This is a genomic window from Paenibacillus sp. RC21, assembly GCF_044907935.1.
Taxonomy (GTDB): Bacteria; Bacillota; Bacilli; order Paenibacillales; family Paenibacillaceae; genus Paenibacillus; species Paenibacillus terrae_A.
Window position 1 is genome coordinate 135361 of the sequence record NZ_JBIYCS010000006.1, and the last position, 20488, is coordinate 155848.

General features: G+C 44.1%; 21 protein-coding genes, 1 tRNA gene and 3 pseudogenes. 18 read left to right on the forward strand and 7 right to left on the reverse strand.

All coding sequences use genetic code 11. The features are described from left to right. The first annotated feature begins 55 nt into the window (after positions 1-55). The 4 genes and pseudogenes from ABIA61_RS19580 (at position 56) to ABIA61_RS19595 (ending at position 3330) form a co-directional block, all read left to right on the forward strand. Positions 56-127 (forward strand) — tRNA-Thr (locus ABIA61_RS19580). 176 nt (positions 128-303) lie between these two features. After that, complete coding sequence (locus ABIA61_RS19585) at positions 304-417, forward strand: DNA cytosine methyltransferase (protein WP_404519804.1); 114 nt, start codon at positions 304-306, stop codon at positions 415-417. Between the two features lie 457 nt (positions 418-874). After that, positions 875-1840: a collagen-like protein gene (locus ABIA61_RS19590; RefSeq protein WP_404581141.1), complete on the forward strand. Its 966-nt coding sequence runs from the start codon at positions 875-877 to the stop codon at positions 1838-1840. Between the two features lie 462 nt (positions 1841-2302). Next, a pseudogene (locus ABIA61_RS19595) lies at positions 2303-3330 on the forward strand (IS630 family transposase). A gap of 205 nt (positions 3331-3535) precedes the next feature. Here the strand turns inward: ABIA61_RS19595 and ABIA61_RS19600 are convergent. After that, positions 3536-4675, reverse strand: a complete 1140-nt coding sequence (locus tag ABIA61_RS19600) for an IS4 family transposase (RefSeq protein ID WP_404581142.1) — start codon at positions 4673-4675, stop codon at positions 3536-3538. A gap of 219 nt (positions 4676-4894) precedes the next feature. Between ABIA61_RS19600 and ABIA61_RS19605 the strand changes: the two genes are divergently transcribed. Together ABIA61_RS19605 and ABIA61_RS19610 are read left to right on the forward strand one after the other, a co-directional pair. Next, positions 4895-5179, forward strand: a complete 285-nt coding sequence (locus ABIA61_RS19605; protein WP_283654455.1) for a DUF4183 domain-containing protein — start codon at positions 4895-4897, stop codon at positions 5177-5179. Between the two features lie 171 nt (positions 5180-5350). Continuing rightward, positions 5351-5746 (forward strand): annotated as a pseudogene (locus ABIA61_RS19610) (BclA C-terminal domain-containing protein); the annotation flags it as partial. Positions 5747-5899: 153 nt separating this feature from the next. Here the strand turns inward: ABIA61_RS19610 and ABIA61_RS19615 are convergent. Further along, positions 5900-6145: a helix-turn-helix domain-containing protein gene (locus ABIA61_RS19615; protein WP_283654457.1), complete on the reverse strand. Its 246-nt coding sequence runs from the start codon at positions 6143-6145 to the stop codon at positions 5900-5902. Positions 6146-6571: 426 nt separating this feature from the next. Here ABIA61_RS19615 and ABIA61_RS19620 point away from each other — a divergent pair, with 426 nt between their 5' ends. From ABIA61_RS19620 to ABIA61_RS19630, 3 genes are all read left to right on the forward strand, one after another. After that, entirely contained in the window at positions 6572-6946 is a 375-nt protein-coding gene (locus ABIA61_RS19620; protein WP_283654458.1) for a hypothetical protein, read from the forward strand. A gap of 90 nt (positions 6947-7036) precedes the next feature. Further along, positions 7037-7252 carry a hypothetical protein gene (locus ABIA61_RS19625; protein ID WP_404529645.1) on the forward strand — a complete coding sequence of 72 codons (216 nt, stop codon included), beginning with the start codon at positions 7037-7039 and terminating at the stop codon, positions 7250-7252. Then, positions 7245-7379 carry a hypothetical protein gene (locus ABIA61_RS19630; RefSeq protein ID WP_283654460.1) on the forward strand — a complete coding sequence of 45 codons (135 nt, stop codon included), beginning with the start codon at positions 7245-7247 and terminating at the stop codon, positions 7377-7379. The genes ABIA61_RS19625 and ABIA61_RS19630 overlap by 8 nt, the downstream gene beginning before the upstream one ends. Positions 7380-7455: 76 nt before the next feature. Here the strand turns inward: ABIA61_RS19630 and ABIA61_RS19635 are convergent, their stop codons facing one another. Continuing rightward, on the reverse strand, positions 7456-8109 hold the full coding sequence (locus tag ABIA61_RS19635; protein ID WP_404519800.1) for an acetylglutamate kinase: 654 nt from the start codon (positions 8107-8109) through the stop codon (positions 7456-7458). Positions 8110-8349: 240 nt separating this feature from the next. On the opposite strand from ABIA61_RS19635, the gene ABIA61_RS19640 reads away from it, so the two are divergent. Next, positions 8350-9165: a DUF2935 domain-containing protein gene (locus tag ABIA61_RS19640; protein ID WP_283654461.1), complete on the forward strand. Its 816-nt coding sequence runs from the start codon at positions 8350-8352 to the stop codon at positions 9163-9165. Between the two features lie 220 nt (positions 9166-9385). On the opposite strand, the pseudogene ABIA61_RS19645 reads toward ABIA61_RS19640, so the two are convergent. After that, positions 9386-10077 (reverse strand): annotated as a pseudogene (locus ABIA61_RS19645) (DUF2278 family protein). Between the two features lie 142 nt (positions 10078-10219). Between ABIA61_RS19645 and ABIA61_RS19650 the strand changes: the two are divergent. From ABIA61_RS19650 to ABIA61_RS19665, 4 genes are all read left to right on the forward strand, one after another. Then, positions 10220-11104: a C1 family peptidase gene (locus ABIA61_RS19650; protein ID WP_404581143.1), complete on the forward strand. Its 885-nt coding sequence runs from the start codon at positions 10220-10222 to the stop codon at positions 11102-11104. Positions 11105-11120: 16 nt separating this feature from the next. Then, positions 11121-11435, forward strand: a complete 315-nt coding sequence (locus ABIA61_RS19655; RefSeq protein ID WP_404519799.1) for a protease inhibitor I42 family protein — start codon at positions 11121-11123, stop codon at positions 11433-11435. A 358-nt stretch (positions 11436-11793) separates the two neighbouring features. Continuing rightward, positions 11794-13086 (forward strand): homocysteine synthase, encoded by a 1293-nt coding sequence (locus ABIA61_RS19660; protein WP_014279530.1) that lies wholly within the window; start codon positions 11794-11796, stop codon positions 13084-13086. 125 nt (positions 13087-13211) lie between these two features. Continuing rightward, positions 13212-15173 (forward strand): FAD-dependent oxidoreductase, encoded by a 1962-nt coding sequence (locus tag ABIA61_RS19665; RefSeq protein WP_404519798.1) that lies wholly within the window; start codon positions 13212-13214, stop codon positions 15171-15173. A 90-nt stretch (positions 15174-15263) separates the two neighbouring features. Here the strand turns inward: ABIA61_RS19665 and ABIA61_RS19670 are convergent, their stop codons facing one another. Continuing rightward, entirely contained in the window at positions 15264-15641 is a 378-nt protein-coding gene (locus tag ABIA61_RS19670; protein WP_044646520.1) for a VOC family protein, read from the reverse strand. A 170-nt stretch (positions 15642-15811) separates the two neighbouring features. On the opposite strand from ABIA61_RS19670, the gene ABIA61_RS19675 reads away from it, so the two are divergent. The 3 genes from ABIA61_RS19675 (at position 15812) to ABIA61_RS19685 (ending at position 16874) form a co-directional block, all read left to right on the forward strand. Continuing rightward, complete coding sequence (locus ABIA61_RS19675) at positions 15812-16105, forward strand: hypothetical protein (protein WP_283654466.1); 294 nt, start codon at positions 15812-15814, stop codon at positions 16103-16105. 195 nt (positions 16106-16300) lie between these two features. After that, positions 16301-16423 (forward strand): hypothetical protein, encoded by a 123-nt coding sequence (locus tag ABIA61_RS19680; RefSeq protein WP_283654467.1) that lies wholly within the window; start codon positions 16301-16303, stop codon positions 16421-16423. 142 nt (positions 16424-16565) lie between these two features. Further along, the gene (locus ABIA61_RS19685) at positions 16566-16874 is read left to right on the forward strand and encodes a LexA family transcriptional regulator (RefSeq protein ID WP_283656178.1); all 309 of its coding nucleotides are present in this window, start codon (positions 16566-16568) and stop codon (positions 16872-16874) included. A gap of 884 nt (positions 16875-17758) precedes the next feature. Here the strand turns inward: ABIA61_RS19685 and ABIA61_RS19690 are convergent. Beyond that, a complete protein-coding gene (locus tag ABIA61_RS19690) occupies positions 17759-18427 on the reverse strand; it encodes a hypothetical protein (protein WP_404581144.1) in 669 nt (222 codons plus the stop codon). A 97-nt stretch (positions 18428-18524) separates the two neighbouring features. Further along, positions 18525-18683, reverse strand: coding sequence for a hypothetical protein (locus ABIA61_RS19695; RefSeq protein ID WP_404581145.1), 159 nt, complete (start codon positions 18681-18683; stop codon positions 18525-18527). Positions 18684-18902: 219 nt separating this feature from the next. Between ABIA61_RS19695 and ABIA61_RS19700 the strand changes: the two genes are divergently transcribed. Further along, positions 18903-20405 carry an HD-GYP domain-containing protein gene (locus ABIA61_RS19700; protein WP_404519794.1) on the forward strand — a complete coding sequence of 501 codons (1503 nt, stop codon included), beginning with the start codon at positions 18903-18905 and terminating at the stop codon, positions 20403-20405. Positions 20406-20488: the final 83 nt, after the last annotated feature.

A 20488-nucleotide genomic window follows, 5' to 3' on the forward strand; every position in this document is an offset into this window, starting at 1 on the left:
TTGATTTTTATGTAAGTAAGAGTATAATAGTTTTTGTTGTCAGTTACACTGACCTGCTGGTGTAGCTCAGGGGTAGAGCAACGCACTCGTAATGCGTAGGCCGGGGGTTCAATTCCCTTCACCAGCATTCTATGAAACTCAAGCACAGCACGGCTTCCAAGCTTTTTGGAGGCCGCGTTTTTTTGTGATTTTGGACAATCTTCTAACATTCTTCTAACCTTTAGTCTAGTAAAGTGGGTTCTTCGGTGTTCATAGACTCCCCTGCAATTGAATCCCCAATGTTTCTTAGGTTTCGTCAGTTTGGTGCTGTCTCGCTTTCGAGAGATTGGCTACAGGCCGCAGCTATTCTTTCTCAACTCAGCCACGATAGGCGTTCCTCAAAAGCGGGAGTGCGTTTTCTTCATCGCAGCCCCGTGAGGATTTACCTTCTCCACCTCCATGATTGGAGTACAGCGAACCGCCCCGTGTTGTACAGGAACATTCGTAGCGGAGAGGGCAGGCCAATCAATTCAGACAGCCTAACTAACGTTGGCACAAATAGCGTCCACCGGATATGAACATGGGTGAATATTGCGGAACGCGAAGAAGGTGTGGACATTGTAATGTATTCATGGGCCATCCTCTCAGGTTTATAGCCTTTTTTCTAGATATATGTTCCAGTCTAGTAAAAACTAGTTGTTCGTCCATGTCTAAACCTAACAATATGCATACACTGAACTATCTTTATAGGGAGGTGTACGCATTGAGTTGTTCAGACAAAAAAAAATGTCGTAAAGGAAAAATAGAAACTGTATTCCCTTGGAAAAGAAAAAGAAAAGAACAGTGCCGAAAAGTTATTAAGAAGATAGTAAAGGTAAAATGTCCCCCACCAGAAGTGAATATTACTACTCCGACAGTTATTGGTCCTACGGGCCCACAAGGCATACAAGGCATACAAGGTTCTCAAGGAGTACCTGGACCGGCTGGAGCTATAGGCCCACAAGGCTTTCCTGGCGCTACAGGAGCAGTAGGGGCGGCTGGGCCATCCGGAGCTACAGGTCCAACTGGTCCAGCGGGCGGTCCGGTCGGACCGACAGGTGCCACTGGCGCAACAGGAACAGTAGGTGCGGCGGGACCATCCGGCGCTACAGGAGCAGCAGGGGCGGCGGGACCAGCGGGAGCCACAGGACCAACTGGTCCAGCGGGCGGTCCAGTCGGACCGACAGGAGCCACCGGCGCAACAGGAGCAGCAGGGGCGGCGGGAGCAGCGGGAGCCACCGGCGCAACAGGAGCAGCAGGGGCGGCGGGAGCAGCGGGAGCCACTGGCGCAACAGGAGCAGCAGGGGCGGCGGGAGCAGCGGGAGCTACCGGCGCAACAGGAGCAGCAGGGGCGGCGGGAGCAGCGGGAGCCACTGGCGCAACAGGAGCAGCAGGGGGAGTATTGGGATTTGCAGATTTTTTTGCCTTGATGCCTCCTGATAATGCAGCAACTGTTGCTCCGGGTACAGACGTAAGTTTTCCGCAAAATGGCCCTACCAGCGGGACTACTATTACCCGAACCGGTCCTAGCTCTTTTAATTTAGCAGCAATAGGGACTTATCAGGTGCTCTCTCAGGTTAGCGTAACCGAAGCTGGACAACTCATCTTGACACTCAATGGCGCGGATCTCGCCTATACTGTAGTCGGACGTGCAACAGGTACATCGCAAATCGTAGAAATGGCTATAGTGCAAACGACGGTCATTAATTCCATACTGACTGTTCGAAATCCTGCTGGCAATTCCACTGCACTTACTATTACTCCACTCGCTGGAGGAACAAGACCTGTTTCAGCACATCTTGTTATCACACAATTAGCATAGCAAGATATCTTGCATATAAATAATCGAGAAATTTGCTATCTTTTACTGGACGGCTTTTCATATGATCATAATAAAAAGAAAGGACGTACAAACGTCCTCATCTTCCTCCAGAGTATCCCTCGGCAGAGATAGCGGCCCGTCACGCGTGGCATTTTGCAGAAATCCGCTATCTAGTATTTCATTAAATGGGAAATCCGAGGGATACGACAATGGGAACAGCATACGAACAACAAAATGCAGCACTACAACATGAAATCGCGGTAATGGAAAGTATCCTGGAAAGCAAGGAGCAGTATCCCAAAATAGTTTCGTGTTGCGTCGTCATTCGGATCGCCACCTTTTTGGGGCTCTTAATTTTACGAGTTCAATCTATATAAGTTCAACTAAAGTTTCACGAATCTTGGAATGGATTTCCGATTCGCACGTCGAATAGATTAAGGAAAATCAACGAGACGAGTGATGATGATGGAAATTCAACCAACGGATCAACAAGAATTGGAAAGGCGGCTGGGTCAAGAGAAAAACCGTCGGATGTATGAACGCTATCAGACGATCTACTTACATGCTGTGAAACAGATGTCGGTGACCGAAATTGCGGAGATCATTCGCAGAAGTCCTGTAACGGTGAACACCTACATCAAATCCTATCAAGAGAAAGGACTGATGGCTTGGTGACGGGCGTCTCCACAGGCGCTCCCGAACAGTTGACTGCCGAGCAGCAACAGCAGCTCAAGCAGCTCATTATCACAAAACTTCCGCATGAAGTCGGGTTTCCCGCCAAGCACAATTGGACCCTCGCTCTGGCTGCCGCTTATGTGAAGCGTGAGTTTGAACGAAGCTACACCATTGCTGGCATGGCCAAACTGCTGCACCGACTGGATCTGCGGTTTACCAAACCAACCTATACTCTGGAAGCAGCCGATGAAGTGAGGCCAAAGGAGTTTGTCCACGAACGGTTCCCCCAGTTAAAAACAGACTCATGAACGACGAAATCCATCATTTGTTGCATGATCCGGGACTATCAAGCCTTACAGCGAACCTGGTTCGAGAAAGGCAAGCAACGGGTCATTCCGACCATCGGTAAACATCGCGGCGTGAAATTGCTCGCGATGGTGGACTACATGACCGGGGAAATCGTATGGCAAGAAGATGAGCAATATACAGCTGAAACGTTTTTAGCCTTCCTGAAATACCCTACAGGCAAAATGGTGATGGTGATGGACAATGCCCGCATTCATCATGCGAAATTACTGCAACCTTTTCTGGAAGAGCAGAAAGATCGGTTGAAGTTCCCCTTTTTGCCCCCGTATAGCCCGCAGTTTAACGTAGTCGAAGGGCTATGGAAATGGCTAAAAGCCGATGTCATCAACAATGTGTTTTATCATACGGTGGCCGAGATCTCCAAAGATAGATGGGCCATCATTAACCGTTTGTGCGTCCGCATGGAATCTTCCTTACGAAAACTCATTAAGCCTAAAATCATTAGTTGAACTTATATAGCTCTTATTGTTCGAAAAAAATAAAGTTGTAGAATAGGAAAATAAAGTATTAAACTGACGATGCGTCATTAAGCGCCCACGGTATGATTTGGTTTTCTCACAATCACCGTCAACATAATAATGTTAGATAGTCCAGCTTGTTTGAGTCAAAGGCTGTACTACTAACATTACATTGATCTAATTCCACGTCTGTTGATTAACCAGAATAAGTAATTTGATTAATAGAAGCAGAGACACGCTTAGGAAGAACATGCTGAATCTGGATCAGCCATTCCACCGGTAGATTTTGCAGAAGAAAAAGACGAGAAAATCGAGCAAAGGAAAGAATGGCATGTTTGGGCCACGCCCCTTGAGCGGCATCAAATAACCATTTAAGCAGGACATAAACGATGAGCGCGCAAAAGAGTTGCCCATAGACCGCATTTTCGGTTCTCCCAAACAGCGTTGGAATATTCAAATGTTGCTTGATCCAACGGAAAAAGACCTCAATCTGCCATCGAGCTTTATACATCTGTGCGATTTGTTCCGCTGTGACCTGCATTAAATCGGTAACGACTCGGATGACTCGACCTTCAAAATCTCGAAACATCACCACACGATGACGTTGCTTGGAACGACACTGCGGTGTCCCCAACTGGCAGGTGATATCCCGAATGACAGAAGAATCTGCTTTTTGGAGACGGGAAAGGGCATGAGGTTTTTCCAAATGGACGTTGTCGCGAAGCCGAATGACAAAGGATTGTCCTTGGATTTTGAAGTCGTCCAGACGCTCCAGTTTCCCATAAGCACGGTCCATCACCACAATGTAGTCCGGTTGAGCCAACGTTTCACTCATGGGGCCATCATGCTTGGAACCCAGCGTTTCGACGACCTGAAGCGGTTGCCCATTTTGGGCTCGCAAAGCGACATGAAGTTTAATGCCCGCACGCTCTCCGTGATAAGGAGCCCAGGGTAGTCGTGTTTTTCCCACTGTTATGGTGGTCGAATCGATGAGGAGTAATTCTTTGGAAAACGTAAGTTTTCGGCGTGTTTCTCGGCTACACTTGTGAATGACTCGATGAAGAAGTTCCTTAAATATAGCAAAGGGGACTTCGGCCTCTTTGGTGGAAAAACACGAATAATGAACCATAGGTAAGCCACTGCGAGCGGCATGATCCACACCGGAACGATAACTGTCCCATTGTTCTAAGGCAGCTACACACCAGTATTGAAGTAAGTGGGTTACTGCGAATTTACGGGCTTTGTCTTCATAATCTGCTCCCTTGGCAACGCTTTGCACTTCTTCCGGTGTCAGAATGGATTGAAGGATCAATGGGATCGTGATAGACTTTTTCATGGAGTCGTCACCTTTCGGTTAAGTTTGTAGGGGTACAAACATTTTACCGTGTTGACGGCTCTTTTTCTACCATTTAGTGGTTAATCAACAGGTGTGATCTAATTCAATTCTTTGCTCAAGTAACCTTTTAAAATGTGCAATTAACCACATGATTAGCCCTTCCCTTTATTCAATCTCTGACATTTACTAATAGAGATTCAGGAAAGAGAGGTGATATAAATGCCAATTACAAAACCCTTTATGGCTTCCCGAAGGTTTACTACTACAGCAGGAGCCGGAACAGGTGTTGGCATTGCATATAATATTCTTGCAACAGCCACCACCAATGACACCGGTGTTGCTGCCACAGCCTTCCCAACTGCACCTGCGTATTATAATCTTTACATTAATGCACAGATTCAAACAGGTGATACTTCAACCGCTACCACCACTGCGATCACCATTCCTGGTGGTGACGCACTCGATCCTGCGACTCCAATTGTAATCGAATTTGTTGTAAACTAATCCTTCCTTATTGACGAGATGCCGACAATTCTTATTGTTTTGGATTTTCGGCATTTTCATTTTAAACGCCCTTGGGGTATTAGTTTCGTATATATCTACTAAAACATACAAATAAATAGGGAAGTGAATCTAATGGCGATCATATACCCTATCTTTCCCCCAATAGTTTCCGGAATTGTTTATAATGTAAGTGCTCAAACTGTTCCTGTAGAGACTGATGTTATTTTTGATACAAACGGTAATCTTTCACCTGGAATCACACATACCCCCGGAACCACTCAGATTGCAGTTAGCAATCCGGGCAAGTATGAGGTTACTTTTTCCGTGACGGGTGTAGAACCCAACCAATTCGCACTATTTTTAAATGGCGCCCTGGTTATAGGAACCGTATATGGTTCAGGTGCCGGCACTCAGCAAAACAATGGGCAAGCTATAATCGCTCTAGCGGCCGGCGATGTTCTTACTCTGCGAAATCATAGTTCAGCTGCTGCGGTTGGCCTTCAGACTTTGGCTGGTGGCACACAAACAAACGTAAACGCTTCTGTTATTATCAAAAAATTAAGTTAGATTCTAATAATTAATGATGAAATGTGAATTGGTTCAGCTTAAAGTTTATCTGACTATCGACAAAATGTCCTTTTCGATAATATATCGCTCTATATTAATAGAAACTCTGTCCCAACGTAAAAAGGACCCTCAGCATCTGCGGTCCTTTTTGGGTTATTCAGTACTTTCTTTGGCATTTGATATGTAATCAATTTCAATAATTTCTCCGATATCTGTAATTTCAAGTACCTCAATAATCTTTGCCAGATGGTCTTTATTCAAAACACTACGAGAGCCACGGACAATTTCACTAATGGTACTTGGGCGTAATCCTGTTAACTGAGATAAAGTCCCTTGTGTCATTCCTTTTGACTCCAGAATCTTTCCAAGCTTGACCACGATTATAGCTTTTTTTGACATATAACCGACCGTTCCTTCCCCTTGATTCTTGCTTAGTTATGCTTGTGTTGATTTTAAGTGAAACTAAAAGATAACGCAAAAAGATGTTGACAATAACGTTATATGGTTATATTATTAATAACGAAATAACGTTAAATTGTTATGTTAATTCATGTCATGGAAACAATTTCGTTATTGACATAGTTGATGATAAGGCAGTACGAAAATTCGCATCTAATTAGAGTGGTTCTTCATTATTGTACAGCAAGTTAATCCGCAATTCTACGCGAGTGAACATGAAGCAGTCCTATCACAACTTATTGAAATCATAGGTAAGAAGGGAATTTGGGATTTTGCTATTGAGAGGGCAGTTGAGGCTGCCACAATTTGATGGTCAGGAGCCCTTACCAAGTTGGACGGATAAACACTAAGAAGGAGCGCATAAAAATGGAGACTAAATCAACCATACTAGAATGGGTGGCAATGGTATATGGACCTTTTGACCATTTACAAATGTATGAAATATATGAAGGTGTGCTTTATGATGGACGCTACTTCTTTCACATTGAGGACGGATGTTTGTGGATGCGTCATGTGCGGAGGTTGGAGCATCCCGAACATACACACTTATTCGTCGATGGTGACAGTGGTGGGCTGCAACTGGCAGAAGGCATTCAGCGTGATCTCATGGAGGTTGTTTCAGAAACCATTGACCAGCTACGCTCTATGGATGGCATGACTTTTTTGCTTAATGAACTGTTATGGTTGGAAGGGGAGGGGCGCTGTGACATCCAGTTGAATCTCGTAAGGAACAAGGGATAGCATTTACAGGGATTTTTGTCGTAGAAGGAATCGTTATATTGTTCACCGAATGAAATATTCGAGGTGATCGTCTTGAAGCATACATATAAAATGTTGAAAACAGACATGGAGCTATTTGGAGCGGCTTTAACCCAGGCACATGTATACGTTGTATCCGTCGATGAAGAATTACGTGTGACATTTGAGGATTATGGCGGAGTGGTGGAGGAGATTACGCCGGAGTCGGTTAAGATCGCCAGTAAAGATTTTATACGAGAACAGTTTGAATTCCGGGCAGACCTCATAGGAGGAGAACAATTTGAATGATTTTAAAATCCCGATTTTAAAAGAAAGATTAAAGCACATGGAGAGGTTAAAGGCAACGGTTCCACTCCCCTCCAAGGCAGACGTAGGCTTTAAATTCAGTGTTACGTTCGGGACTCGTTTTGCATAAAGCTGGGCGGAGGCATGGGTACAGCGTGACTCCCAAGCTTTTTGGAGGCCACGCTTTTTTATTGAAATGAGTGTAATTACACAAATATTCCAGGGAATTGTTTAGCGATTGCGTCAGTGATCGTATCCGCCATCTCTAACGCTTCCGCCTCGATTTTATCATATATCTGAACACTTGTTTCATAATCCTTGGTGATCATGGAGACAGCCTCTGACTTTGTTAAAGCTAAGTGTTCGTAGAACATTTTCCTAAATTCTTCTTTAGGTAGATAGGGATTGATACGGCTTAAAAACTCGGAAATTTCATCGGCGTTGGAGTACCACTTTTTTTCTGTAGCTGCAACCAGATTTTGATCTCCTGCTATGGCTGCTTTAACAAGATCCGCAGCAAGCACTAAATGTTCCCTAATTAAGTTACCGTATGTTTGAGCTACATGATCACCATACAAAGGTCGAAGTGAATTCCCCATATCTGTTGCATTTTGAAGAAGCCGGGCGGTAACCACGTTCACATCAGGTAGATGAAAGACCAAGCTAAGGATGGTCATCCTGGTCCAGGCTATATGTTGTTCCCACAGCATACGCATGAAGCTTTTCAATTCAACCTTCGCCTTGCTTACACAATGAGGATTTTTGGTCATTAGATGAGCAGGTGTTACTTGATCCGATCGCCAATAATGATCGTATGGTTGTATTACATAAGGAAATACACCCGTTGAATAAGGAAACATAATATTTCACTCCTTTTTTCGATAAATTTGTATACCACATGTATCTGCATATATAGTGCTACATTATTCGAACTCATATTGTTGGGTGAATGTCCAGTAAAAAAGTCATCTTCTAGCAGAACTTCTAAACAACCTCGGAATTAGATTAGTATGAGACGCGGGACTTCGATAATCATAATGACAAGGCATATTCCATATGACTAAGTAAGTACTTTTTGCTCACATAGAGGAGGGATATGATTGGATGCATTTGTTGCGCGCTCATTAGATGAGATACGATTTTGGTCCAGGATCATGAAGGAGCATTCATTTTTTCTGGGGTTAGGTTTTAGAGCTGAAGATACTCAACTCATTACAGAAGCCAATCAGTTTCATGCTATTTTTGAGGATATTGAGAGAAGATCACACGATTTTAATATCGATACTGACCCTCACACAATCAAAGAGTTTAATACGGAGGTCCAGAATGCAGCGACTCATATTTGGGCGTTTAAGAGAATGGTATTGGGCCTTATATTGCAATGCAAGCTTCCCGGACAAACCAATTTCCCTTTACTGGTAGATCATATAAGCCGGGAAGCGAATTATTTCAGAAACCGTTTAGAGGAACTCAATTCAGGAAAGCTCGAACCATTACCCGATGCAATTATCGATGAAAATGTATTTTTCTTGAAAATAATGGCCGATCATGCAAAATTTATAGGCCATTTGCTAGATCCATCCGAACGTAAACTGGTTGAGCAAGCCAGGGAGTTTAGTAATGATTTTGATACGCTGATGTTTCAAGCGATTGATTTAAGTCATATGCGGCCGCAGTCGCAGACCGTTCCACTCCTGAGTCAATTTGTTGATGAAAACCGTGTCTCTGTTAAGTCCTTGCGTGATTTTAAGAAAACAGCGCGTGATTTAATCGACGAATGCCGAATAAAAAGTATTATCCATCCTTTATTAGCCGATCATGTATTTCGTGAAGCTGAGAGGTTCCTTTTTATTCTCGATATGTTTGATCAATCTTTATCAGGTGTTAAGGTGAACAAGAAAGAAATTATGCACTGATATGCTAAAACGTAATCCTTCAGACTGGGACACAGTATTCCCCAACAGGAGGTGCGCCAAGACCATATCATTTAAATCCTAATCAGGTTTCGAAATTTATAAATCATTACGTTGGGCCCTTTTCCTATATCTCAAAAAAAGGAGAAACCCTGCCTTGTGTAAAGCGGGTTTCTCTACTTTGTAGAGATCGTTTTATATTGTCGTCGATTCGTAATTTTAACTATGAATGCACAGCGTTTTTCTGTTCATGTTCTTCGTGACTACATACTTTAAGTGTATAACCTGTATCATCGTTAGTACACCATGACTGAGATTGAAAAGCCAAGAATAATGCGACCCAACGGTCTTTAAACTGAATTAGCAATCCCCCGTCTTGCCAAACTCCATTATCTTTTTCCCATTTGGGATTTCCTGAGTTACCTTGGTTCATATGAATATCGTGAACTCCATTTCCGGGTTTGAAATGAAAGTATTTATCCTCCTTATGTTCAGGGCCAAATCGTTCTCCATAAGCATATATAACAGCTTCTTCATCAATGGCTTTTTGAACATAGTCTGTTAACTTTTCATACAAATCGTTGTCCAATCCAGGTTTAATATTTGGGAGTGGTGTCATTTGTTTAGGATCAAACAGACGGCCCCTGACATAATCCAGGGCAATCTCCCGATTGTTTTTATTGATTCCAGTGAAGCCTTCTGCCATACCTTGCAGATGGGTAATTTGCGAGGAATTAAAATTTTCGCCAATCAAATAAAGAACTTCTGACGGCCAAGCTTGTGATTGGATATTAATGGCTAATCTGAACTTTTCTTTGCTATGCGATACTTCCATGAGCACTTCTAGATGCTGGTCATCTTTTCCTAATTTAAATTCTTTAGAATTGCTTTTAGCACACCGTATTTAATGGGCATTGTTATAGTCTCCTTGTGATTAATTTTTTATATTTTCTAACGTGTCTTATATTTGTGTTTTTATGTTGGATAATTTAGGGGTTATAAATTTTTTGAAAAATGAAACAATAACTCAGTATTTGATAACAAAGGAGGAAACAAAATGTCAGAAGTTAAGGGATTGGGCTTAACCCCATCTCCAATAGATAAAAGGGATATTCTTATGTCTTCTATTTTGCCGCCTTTTATTATTCCATCAAAATTTGAAGTTAAAGAAATAACTCCGGTAAGAGATCAGGGACACGAAGGAACGTGCGTTGGATTCTCATGTGCTGTAGGTATGAAAGAGTGGCAAGAGAGAGATAAACATGTCGGACTCTCACCCAGATACCTTTACGAGAAGGCAAAAGCAGCAGATACAGCTCCAGATAATACACCTCGATGTACTACTGATGGAGACGGGACATCTATTAGGGTAGCCATGGATATACTGAAAAAACAGGGAGTATGTGAAGAAAGCTTTTGGAAGTATGAAGCCTGTAATCCTGGTAGTCCCCAAGCTGGAGCAGAAACAAATGCAGCAAAATATAAAATAAAAGCATATGCAAATCTGGATACGATAAAAGCAATGCAGAGAAGCTTAGTTGTAAATGGCCCTTTTGTAGTCGGGACATCAGTATACAAAAACTGGATGGATCCAAACGTAGCAGCTACAGGTAAAATACCTTTACCCGGAAGTAGTGAATTTATAGGTGGACATGCCATATGTATTGTAGGCTTCGATGATGAAACCCAAATGTTTAAATTTAAAAATTCTTGGGGAACAAGTTGGGGAGATAATGGATTTGGCTACTTACCTTATGATTATCGTATTCAAACCCAAGCGGAACATTTCTTTTTCGAAGCATATAGCGCAACGGATCTAATCGACAATGTTGACGCCTTAGTCGGTGCTAAGGAGAAAATATTGCAGCAAATGGGTGAAGAGTTTAAAGAAGAGGTTGAGCTTCACCATTGGGGAGGAGATCAGGTTATTAAATATCACTAGAAAGTCAGGTGATTTAATGATCATTTCCATTGAAGAGAAGGACAATGGTAAAATCCTCCGTCTAAAAAAGGGCGAAGCCTTTCAGATTACCCTACTTGAAAATGCATCTACAGGATATACATGGTTGGAAGAAATCGTTTCAGAGAAAAATGTGGTTTTGCTTGAGAAAGAAGATTATGTTGGTAACCACACTGTAATTGGAGGATCTGGTGCCCGAGCTTGGACGTATACGGCAAATGAAGCAGGTCAGAGAAAGGTGAGATTTCATTACCAAAGGCCGTGGCTACAGGAGGCTGTAAAAAGTTTTGAAATTACGGTTATTGTAATATAGGGACGCTGAAAAGCGTTCCTTTTTTATTTCTGTGTTTTAATAAGGGGCTATTGATTACGCGTCTTTAGCAAAATGGAATGGCATTACCTACTGTATGAAGCAACGCATAACCCTTCTACCAAAACTATTAATGATTTGCTGGCCTTTTTGCCGAAACATGTCCCAAACTAAACTAAGTTCCTTTTGACCAAATGTACAAACAGACCAAGGGATTGGCCGGGAACAGCTATGTGGATTATTATAATTCATACCTGAATAATGAGAAATATCTTCCCAATTCGTTCTTTTTGTGCGAGAATGATTGAAAAATCATTCATGATTGCGCATTACAGCACGTATAACAAGGGAGGAAATAACCATGTCAGAAGATCGCAAGCTGTCATTCGAAACTCTCGCTGTCCATGCCGGACAACAAATTGATCCTACTACCTTTGCCCGCGCCGTTCCGTTATACCAAACCACCTCGTATGGATTTCGGGATGCCGAGCATGCGGCTGATTTGTTTTCGCTAAAAGAGTTCGGCAACATTTATACGCGCCTGATGAATCCGACCACGGATGTGTTCGAGCAGCGGATCGCAGCTCTGGAGGGAGGGGCTGGCGCGTTGGCAACGGCTTCGGGAGCAGCAGCCATTTCCTTTTCCATCCTGAACATTGCAGGAGCAGGGGATGAAATTGTGTCGGCATCCAGTCTATATGGCGGTACATATAATTTGTTTTCCACGACGCTGCCCAAGCTGGGCATTAAGGTGCATTTTGTGGATTCGGATGACCCGGAGAACTTTCGTAAAGCCATTACGGATAAAACGAAGGCGTTATATGCCGAGACGATTGGCAATCCGCAGGGCAATGTGCTGGATGTGGAAGCTGTAGCAGCGATTGCGCATGAATACGGTATTCCGTTAATTGTAGATAACACGTTCCCAAGCCCGTACTTATTGCGTCCCATTGAATACGGAGCGGATATTGTCGTGCATTCGGCGACGAAATTCATTGGCGGACACGGAACGTCCATCGGTGGGGTGATCGTGGACAGCGGCAAGTTTGACTGGAAAGCAAGTGGCCGTTTCCCTGGACTGACCGAGCCGGACCCGAGCTATCATGGGGTTGTATACACCGAGGCGGTGGGGCCTATTGCATACATTATCAAGGCGCGGGTACAACTGCTGCGTGACCTGGGAGCAGCTATTTCACCGTTCAACTCATGGCTGCTGCTTCAGGGCTTGGAGACACTCCATCTGCGGCTGGAAAGACATAGCCAGAATGCTTTGAAGGTAGCGCAATATCTCGAAAGCCACAAGGATGTGGAATGGGTCAGCTACACTGGATTGCCAAGCCACCCATCCTACGAGTTAGCCCAAAAATACTTGCCGAAAGGGCAAGGGGCGATCCTGACCTTCGGCATTAAAGGCGGCAGTCAGGCGGGAAGCAAGCTGATTGAAAATGTGAAGCTATTTTCCCATTTGGCGAATGTGGGCGATTCCAAATCTCTGATCATTCATCCGGCGAGCACAACGCATCAGCAGTTGAATGCGGAGGAACAGGTTGCTGCCGGAGTCAAGCCAGAGCTGTTGCGTTTGTCTGTCGGGACGGAAGCGATAGACGATATTTTGTACGATTTGGAGCAGGCGATCGCGGCCAGCCAGCAGTAGTTAAGGTTGATCAGGTGGGGGGTAACCTCCACCTTTTTTGCGTCCATGTCATGAATAAATAGCGTTGACAACATACCCCCGCAGGTATATATTATACCCCATAGGGTATATTAGGAGGGGAAGAAATGAGCAGAAAAATAGTTATTATTGGCGGGGTAGCAGGTGGAGCTTCTGCGGCGGCAAGATTGCGTAGATGGAATGAGGAAGACGAGATTATGATGTTTGAGCGCGGAGAGCATGTTTCTTTTGCGAACTGTGGTCTTCCTTACTATATTGGCGGCACGATCCATGCGCGGGAGAAGCTGTTCCTCCAGACACCTCAAGGGATTCGAGAACGTTTTAATATAGATGTGAGGGTACTCACCGAAGTGATTGAAATAGACCGAGAGCAGAAGCTCATTCGCTTCCGTGATGTGATAACAGGGATAATGGGAGAGCAACCGTACGACTTGGTGGTTTTGTCCCCAGGGGCCAAACCGATGATACCGGATATTCCCGGATTAAACGAAGCTACTAATCTATTCACGCTAAGAAATATTCCTGATACGGACGTGATTAAGGCATATGTAGATGAAAAGCACCCGCGACATGCTACTGTAATCGGCGGTGGATTTATCGGGCTGGAAATGGCTGAGAATCTGCGGGAGCGTGGACTTGCGGTAACGATTATCGACCAGGGAGAACAATTGCTTAATCCGCTAGATCCTGAAATGGCTAAACTGGTAGAACAGCATATGAAGCTGAACGGGGTGGAGGTGCGCTTAAAGGAAGGGGTCGCGGCTTTTGCAGCTCAGGGTACACGGCTCCTTTTAGCTTCGGGAGGTGTGCTTCAGACGGATTTGGTTATTCTGGCGATTGGTGTTGTTCCCGAAAATGAACTGGCCAAGCAAAGCGGATTGGAGCTTGGTTTTCGTGGGGCTATTCAGGTAAACGCTCAATTGCAAACCAGTGATCCGGCCATTTATGCGGTAGGAGACGCCATTCAGGTCAAAGATCGCAATCACGGGTTTGCAACTATGGTATCGCTGGCCTGGGGAGCCAATCGGCAGGGTCGTTTGGTGGCGGATCATATGAACGGTCAGGCCATTTCTTATGATGGCGCGCTCGGAACGTCCGTGATCAAGACCTTTGCCTTGACCGCAGCATCTACAGGCAATAACGAAAAAACATTGCTGCGGCTGGGTGTTCCCTATAAGGCTGTTCATATTCATCCCGCTTCGCATGCGGGTTATTATCCCGGAGCATCGCCAATTTCCATGAAGCTACTCTTTAACCCGGAGACTGGAATGATATATGGGGCACAGGCCGTTGGAGTCGATGGAGTAGACAAAAGGATTGATGTGATTGCGACCGCCATTCGTGGACATTTGGAGGTGTGTGAGCTGGCTGATATCGAACTCGCTTATGCACCCCCGTATTCTTCGGCCAAAGATCCTGTCAATATGGCTGGTTATGTGGCTTCGAATATCATGGATGGGCTGGTCCAAACGATGCAATGGCATGAAGTCGATGATTTTTACCGCACAGGCGGCGTTATTATTGATGTCAGGGATGAGGTGGAGCTGCAAGCAGGAGTCATTCCGGGCTCTATCCATATTCCTTTGGCAGAGCTGAGAGGACGAATGTCGGAAATCCCCCATGATCAAGAGATGGCGGTATCCTGTCAGGTTGGCTTGCGGGGCTATATTGCGGCTCGAATGCTGACCCAATACGGATATCAGGTGAGAAACGTTGATGGTGGCTACAAGACATATTCAGTTATGGCTGAACGGGATTCTGATTCTGATCTGCCAGGGGGCGAACTGGACGAGGAAGCCAAAGACGGATCCGGCACAGAGCTAACCCTGCTGGATGCCTGTGGATTGCAATGTCCTGGTCCTATTCTCAAGGTATATGAAGCCGTTAAGGCACTGGAAGAAGGGCAAAAGCTGGAGGTTACCGCAACCGATTTCGGTTTTGCGAGAGATATTGAAGCATGGTGCCTCAAAACCGGGAATACGTTGGAATCTTTGGGAGTGTCCCAAGACAAGGTTAAGGCTGTGGTACGCAAAGGTTACAGCAAGTCGCCTGCTGTTAACAGCCAATAGTGGTGGTAGTAGAAGAAACAAGCAGGACAGCGTCGATGCTATCCTTTTTACTTGGAATCCTCTAAGCGCTGTTTCCTTTTTAACCACAGATCAAGGACGACGGTTTTTAAAATAGTTCATAACCCATCCAATGTGATTGAGATGATCTGTCACTTCGCCATGCAGGGCACCAAAAAAAGTATCTTGAAGCTCTACGTCAACGGTACCCTTTTCCGCCAGTGCATGGTAAGCCTGCTTAAGCTCCTCTTCGCTGTCAAAGTCGAGAATGATTTGTACATGCTGCGCTTTTAGCGGTTTACCGTAGGAATCAGAAAAATGAATGTGACTGCTGCCCAGGTGAAGCTCAGCGTGTAAAAGCTTGCCCTCCTGCTTGTTCAGTACTTTAATTTCTCCGCCCAAAACAGACTGATAATAATCCACCGTTTGCTGGACATCGTTCACAATGACAAAAGGACTTGCACTTCTCATGGGTTCATCTCCTTTTAGGTCTTTATGTAGTTACTATACATTATTTACGTTGCCTACAGGGTTTACCCCTTTTCATTTCAAATTATGGCTTGGTTCACTGTGTGACGTCTGTTACAATAGAAGGGACATTTACGAATGGATAGAAAAAAGATCGGACGGTGAGCATTTCTATGCTTTGGGAAGCAGCTATATATTTTGTGATTTTGGTAATTTCTGCTCTAAGCGTGATTGTGGTATCAGGTAGCCGGAGGACGGCGAGTACAATTCTTCTGGTGCCCATCGTTTTATTTTGTACGATATTTATGGTGCAAGGTTCAGTACTTACAGCGGTGAAGCACCCGACGATGGGAGCTAATGTTGGTTCGGGCATGGCATTTTTAACAACTTGGGTAGTCACCGGAATATTGTTTGCTGTGACGATTGTGATTACTTTCGTTAAATATAGCAAGAAGAACAAGGCGTAATTCAGCCTTAACCTCAGATGAATCAGGGCTTGCGGTCATTTGCCGAAAGCCCTTTTTGTATTTAATTAGCATGTACCGATTTACCTCAAGAAGATACCTGTTGTGGAGCGTTTGGAAAAAAATAGAGCTGGATTTCAAAAAGAGGTTTACAGGATTAGTTGGGAAGTGTATACATATAGTAAGGAGGCGATTGCCATGAGTGATCGTGCATTTCATCTGTTCTATATTATTTTCCTGACGGTTCTGGCATTAGGAAGCGTTGGTGGAATCGTCTGGTGGCTGCGTTCTATCGGTCGTCAGGAGAAAGAAAAAAACTGAATTTGAACCGGACCGTAAAAGTCCAAAATGCAGCTTCCAGTAGGAGGGTGCATTTTTATGTGTTATAATGGGAACATACGTTCTTTGTGATGGTGATCCTGGCCGTTGGTTGCTTGGGAAACCTGGAAAGGGAGGAAAGATGATGTTGCCTGATTTGGAACGAAAGCTGTTACGGATTCTGTATAACTATTTTGCCCAGCATCGCCATATGCCGACGATGACGGAATTGACCGTCAAAACGGGGAAGAGGGACAGCGAGATTACAGCCGCTTTGCGGCATATGGAACAGGAGCGTTATATTACATGGGAAAATAACTCCAGTACTCAGCATGTGGTTTTGCTGGAAGGGTGGGAGCGGCCTTCGACGGACAGGGGCACCCGCCCGGAAACAGGGCGATCAACTACGCCAACCACGCCGCAGGGCGGCACGGAATACTGGACGAATTATTAGAGTAGAACACAAAGCTGGAAAATTAATGAGTTTTTAAGGTGCATATCATTTAGTTTTAAGAAAGGGGGACTATAATGACCCTATTAACCCCTTTTTGATCAAGCTATAGGCCCTGCCGGTGTATCGGCGGGGTCATTTTTTTTGTTCATAGATGCTCTCGGCGGTACTTGCTAGATACATATGTACATTAAAAATCCCCCGGGGATCATCCGGAGGATGGGTGCAGCTTGCGTGAACTGCACGGCCTGCTCGAACTTCATGGTTCGACGGCATAATATATATTCAACCCCTGCTGCCTTGCATAATATGGTCAGCATGTTCATAAGGGGCAGTCCGATTCCACTGCTCATTTTCCAAACGACAAAAGCCCTACCTCTCTTTCGTCCTTGCGGCTCCGATGACCGCGCCAGTGTGAATGTGAAAATCTTCGGCAAAAGCTCAAAATTCTACATTAGGGTTATACATAAAATTTGGAGAAGCTCCATGCGGTGATTAGGAGTATAGCTTGTTGCGCGGAATCCTATGGGGTTTAATACATACTTCAATAGTATAGCAAGAACGATTATAAAATGCAAGGCATTTCTGGTTTTTTTGATGATAGATTGGAAAAAATGACGGATAAGACTGTATTAGCGCTCCAGAGCCGCAAACTGCTTGAGCACTGGCGGTGTTGAGTTGGCCATCCAACTTGTTGCCTTTGGCATAAGCCTTGTCTTCACGGACATAGTAGGCAACGCCCACTGGCCAACCTGATCACCAAGGCTCGAAAGCTGTGGTGTGTTCCGTATTTGATTTTCCATGATACAAATTTACCACATGAAAAGTCCAACGGCAGATCATAAAGCGGTTAAATTCCGCTCAAAAAAAGTCATAATATTTTGATTCTAACTAATGGATATATACATAATTGCTTTATCGACAGGATTTACAGATACTCTCATTGATTTACATACACTTGCAAAACATCTTACTGCTAAATAATCCTTAAATGCTTCACCTAGATACCATTGGTGCGGTAGTAAAACTAATTCCCCCGCCTCTCTTATAAAGGTATTGTTTAAGAATGTCCACAACTCAATGATTGATTTTTCAGATGACCTCTGGATCAACTCAATATTGACTTTGTATTCTTTCTCTTCCGAATAATTAATACCCATAGAATTATTTCTGTACAAACTATATGCAATTGGATTTATTTCACCAGAGTCCATCACTTTTTCAATAAACCTTTTTGAAATACCCCTTACTTTACTTAACATAATTTGAGCATGCTCCTTATACTCAACGATTTTACACTCTTCAAAATGTGACCCTATCTCTTGTAATACTTGCACTTTAGTATCGTCATCAAAAACTGGAATATGTAAAACGGCATTTGAATCACCTGTTTCGAATGGCAAAAGAAAAAATTGAGCCAATACTGATAGATTCTCCTCAATAGTCTCATTTATTTTAATTTTTTTAATGCTAGGTCTATCAAAAATAGTGGTCTTGTTGTTATTTTCGATAGTTGTTTGTTCTTGATTATTTAAAATCTCTTCAAATAGTTTCATCTTTATTCCTCCTCTATAAAAACACAATAACAAATACTTAGTACTAAGACAAAAAGAGAACACAAGAATTGAGGAGTAATTGTGTTCTCTTTTTGGGCTATTTAGTTGTAAAAGTCACTTTAGCTCCATTTGTTGGATAATTAAAGGTATCCTTTTGTCCATTAGACCAAACTAAAGAAATATTAACATGAATTATTTTATTCTTTTTATCATCCATTGTAATAGTCCAATTTCCCAATGCAGTGCTTCCATCCACAATGCTCGTTAAGCAGCATGTTGCAGAATTAAATGTTTACACTCGCAGGTGAGATATGTAGACGGATTTAAGTGTTTCAATCTATATATGGTTGATTAAAAGGCACTTATAGGATTTGTGCAGATTGCTCAAGCAAGAAGGTTAACTTTTGCCGACCGGACTCCGATATTGAATAAATAAGATATTTTGTGAGTGTACGGATGAAAAGAGGGTAGCATTTTGCCGATCTATAAGCGTTTTATTCAGCATGTTATCCTGAACTATATTATAGGTTCGTTTATAGCTGTTCTGTTGGTGGGCGCGATTTTTATATTTTCCACGTTAAATGTAGCCCATTATGAATTTTTAGGTCTTATGAAGATCATTACTTTTTCCAGTATTATTATGATTGCTTGTGAAACGCTGGTATTTCGGATGCATCTGGGACCGGTTCGTCACTTTTTTCTGGATAAGCGGACGACGTTCGAGGATGTAGAAGCGATGTATATACGGATTCACCGTCTGCCTAATCTGTCTGTGTTACGTATTATGGGACCGCATTTGCTCGGTTTTTCCATCCCGGCAGCTGGTATGGCCATATGGATGATTCATACCAGACAGCTCACCCTGCCCTTCTATTATGTGGGAATTGCCTGTATAGGGGCTTGCCTGGTTGCTTCGATGCACGCGATGATTGAATTTTTCCTGACGATGAGGGCGATCCGTCCGTTGCTGATAGAAATTAGAGACCGAACTTATCAGAAATATGGAATTAACATATCGCTTCGGGGACAGGTATTACTATCGCTCCGGCACAAATTTCAGCTGAGTGCAACGTTGATTGGTGCTTTTCCGCTGTTTTTGTTTTGCCTGGCTACGCAGATTCGGCTGGAACATCTGGATGAGGCACTTTCCAGCTCCTATTGGTTATGGGCGGGCACGATTTTACTATTTGGTGTGGCCTTTGCTTATCTGGGAGGTTGGCTGTTAACCCGTGAGATTGAGCAGCCAATTCACCATCTGCTGGAAAAGATGAATGAAGTGAAGGAAGGCCGCCTGAACGATAAGGCTAGCGATTTGTACTCTGACGAATTTGCGAAGCTGGTTGAAGGCTTTAACATCATGGTCGAGGGATTGAAGGAACGGGAAGACAAAAACAGTCAGCTACAGGAAAGTTATTTCGCCACCTTGGCGGCAGCACTGGATGCGAGGGACGCTTATACCGCAGGACATTCTTTGCGTGTGGCTGAATACTCGGTGATTATTGGGCGAAGGGGCGGCTTGAACGAGACGGAGCTCGACCTTTTGCGCAAAACGGCATTACTGCATGATATCGGCAAAATCGGCGTAGCCGATGCCGTGCTGCTCAAGGATGGCAAGCTGACGGACGAGGAATTTGACCAGATTAAAATGCACCCGGTCATGGGAGAAAGCATTCTCCGCCAGGTGGAGCCGGCCGATGCCATGGCTCCTTATTTGCCCGGCGTGCGTTCGCACCATGAGCGTTATGATGGCAAAGGATATCCAGACCAGCTCTGCGGGGAGGATATCCCGCTATTTGGACGGATCATTGCGGTAGCGGATGCGTATGATGCGATGACGTCTGACCGCCCATACCGGAAGGGTATGCAGAAAGAAAAAGCGGTTATGATATTGGAAGACGGAAAAGGAACCCAGTGGGACCCTTACTTTGCCGAATTATTTGTCGATGAATGGCGCCGGAACAAAGGCATCATGAGTTGACCCTATGCTGTATATCCACCAGGCGAGCCGTTGCGGTTCGCTTTTTTTATATAGGGATGTACGCATCTTTTGACATGTCGAAA

Coding starts and splice junctions, on each gene's coding strand:
- ABIA61_RS19600 (WP_404581142.1), bottom strand. CDS start 4,675: ATGAAAAAGTCTATCACGATCCCATTGATCCTTCAATCCATTCTGACA.
- ABIA61_RS19605 (WP_283654455.1), top strand. CDS start 4,895: ATGCCAATTACAAAACCCTTTATGGCTTCCCGAAGGTTTACTACTACA.
- ABIA61_RS19615 (WP_283654457.1), bottom strand. CDS start 6,145: ATGTCAAAAAAAGCTATAATCGTGGTCAAGCTTGGAAAGATTCTGGAG.
- ABIA61_RS19620 (WP_283654458.1), top strand. CDS start 6,572: ATGGAGACTAAATCAACCATACTAGAATGGGTGGCAATGGTATATGGA.
- ABIA61_RS19625 (WP_404529645.1), top strand. CDS start 7,037: ATGTTGAAAACAGACATGGAGCTATTTGGAGCGGCTTTAACCCAGGCA.
- ABIA61_RS19635 (WP_404519800.1), bottom strand. CDS start 8,109: ATGTTTCCTTATTCAACGGGTGTATTTCCTTATGTAATACAACCATAC.
- ABIA61_RS19650 (WP_404581143.1), top strand. CDS start 10,220: ATGTCAGAAGTTAAGGGATTGGGCTTAACCCCATCTCCAATAGATAAA.
- ABIA61_RS19655 (WP_404519799.1), top strand. CDS start 11,121: ATGATCATTTCCATTGAAGAGAAGGACAATGGTAAAATCCTCCGTCTA.
- ABIA61_RS19660 (WP_014279530.1), top strand. CDS start 11,794: ATGTCAGAAGATCGCAAGCTGTCATTCGAAACTCTCGCTGTCCATGCC.
- ABIA61_RS19665 (WP_404519798.1), top strand. CDS start 13,212: ATGAGCAGAAAAATAGTTATTATTGGCGGGGTAGCAGGTGGAGCTTCT.
- ABIA61_RS19670 (WP_044646520.1), bottom strand. CDS start 15,641: ATGAGAAGTGCAAGTCCTTTTGTCATTGTGAACGATGTCCAGCAAACG.
- ABIA61_RS19675 (WP_283654466.1), top strand. CDS start 15,812: ATGCTTTGGGAAGCAGCTATATATTTTGTGATTTTGGTAATTTCTGCT.
- ABIA61_RS19680 (WP_283654467.1), top strand. CDS start 16,301: ATGAGTGATCGTGCATTTCATCTGTTCTATATTATTTTCCTGACGGTT.
- ABIA61_RS19685 (WP_283656178.1), top strand. CDS start 16,566: ATGTTGCCTGATTTGGAACGAAAGCTGTTACGGATTCTGTATAACTAT.
- ABIA61_RS19690 (WP_404581144.1), bottom strand. CDS start 18,427: ATGAAACTATTTGAAGAGATTTTAAATAATCAAGAACAAACAACTATC.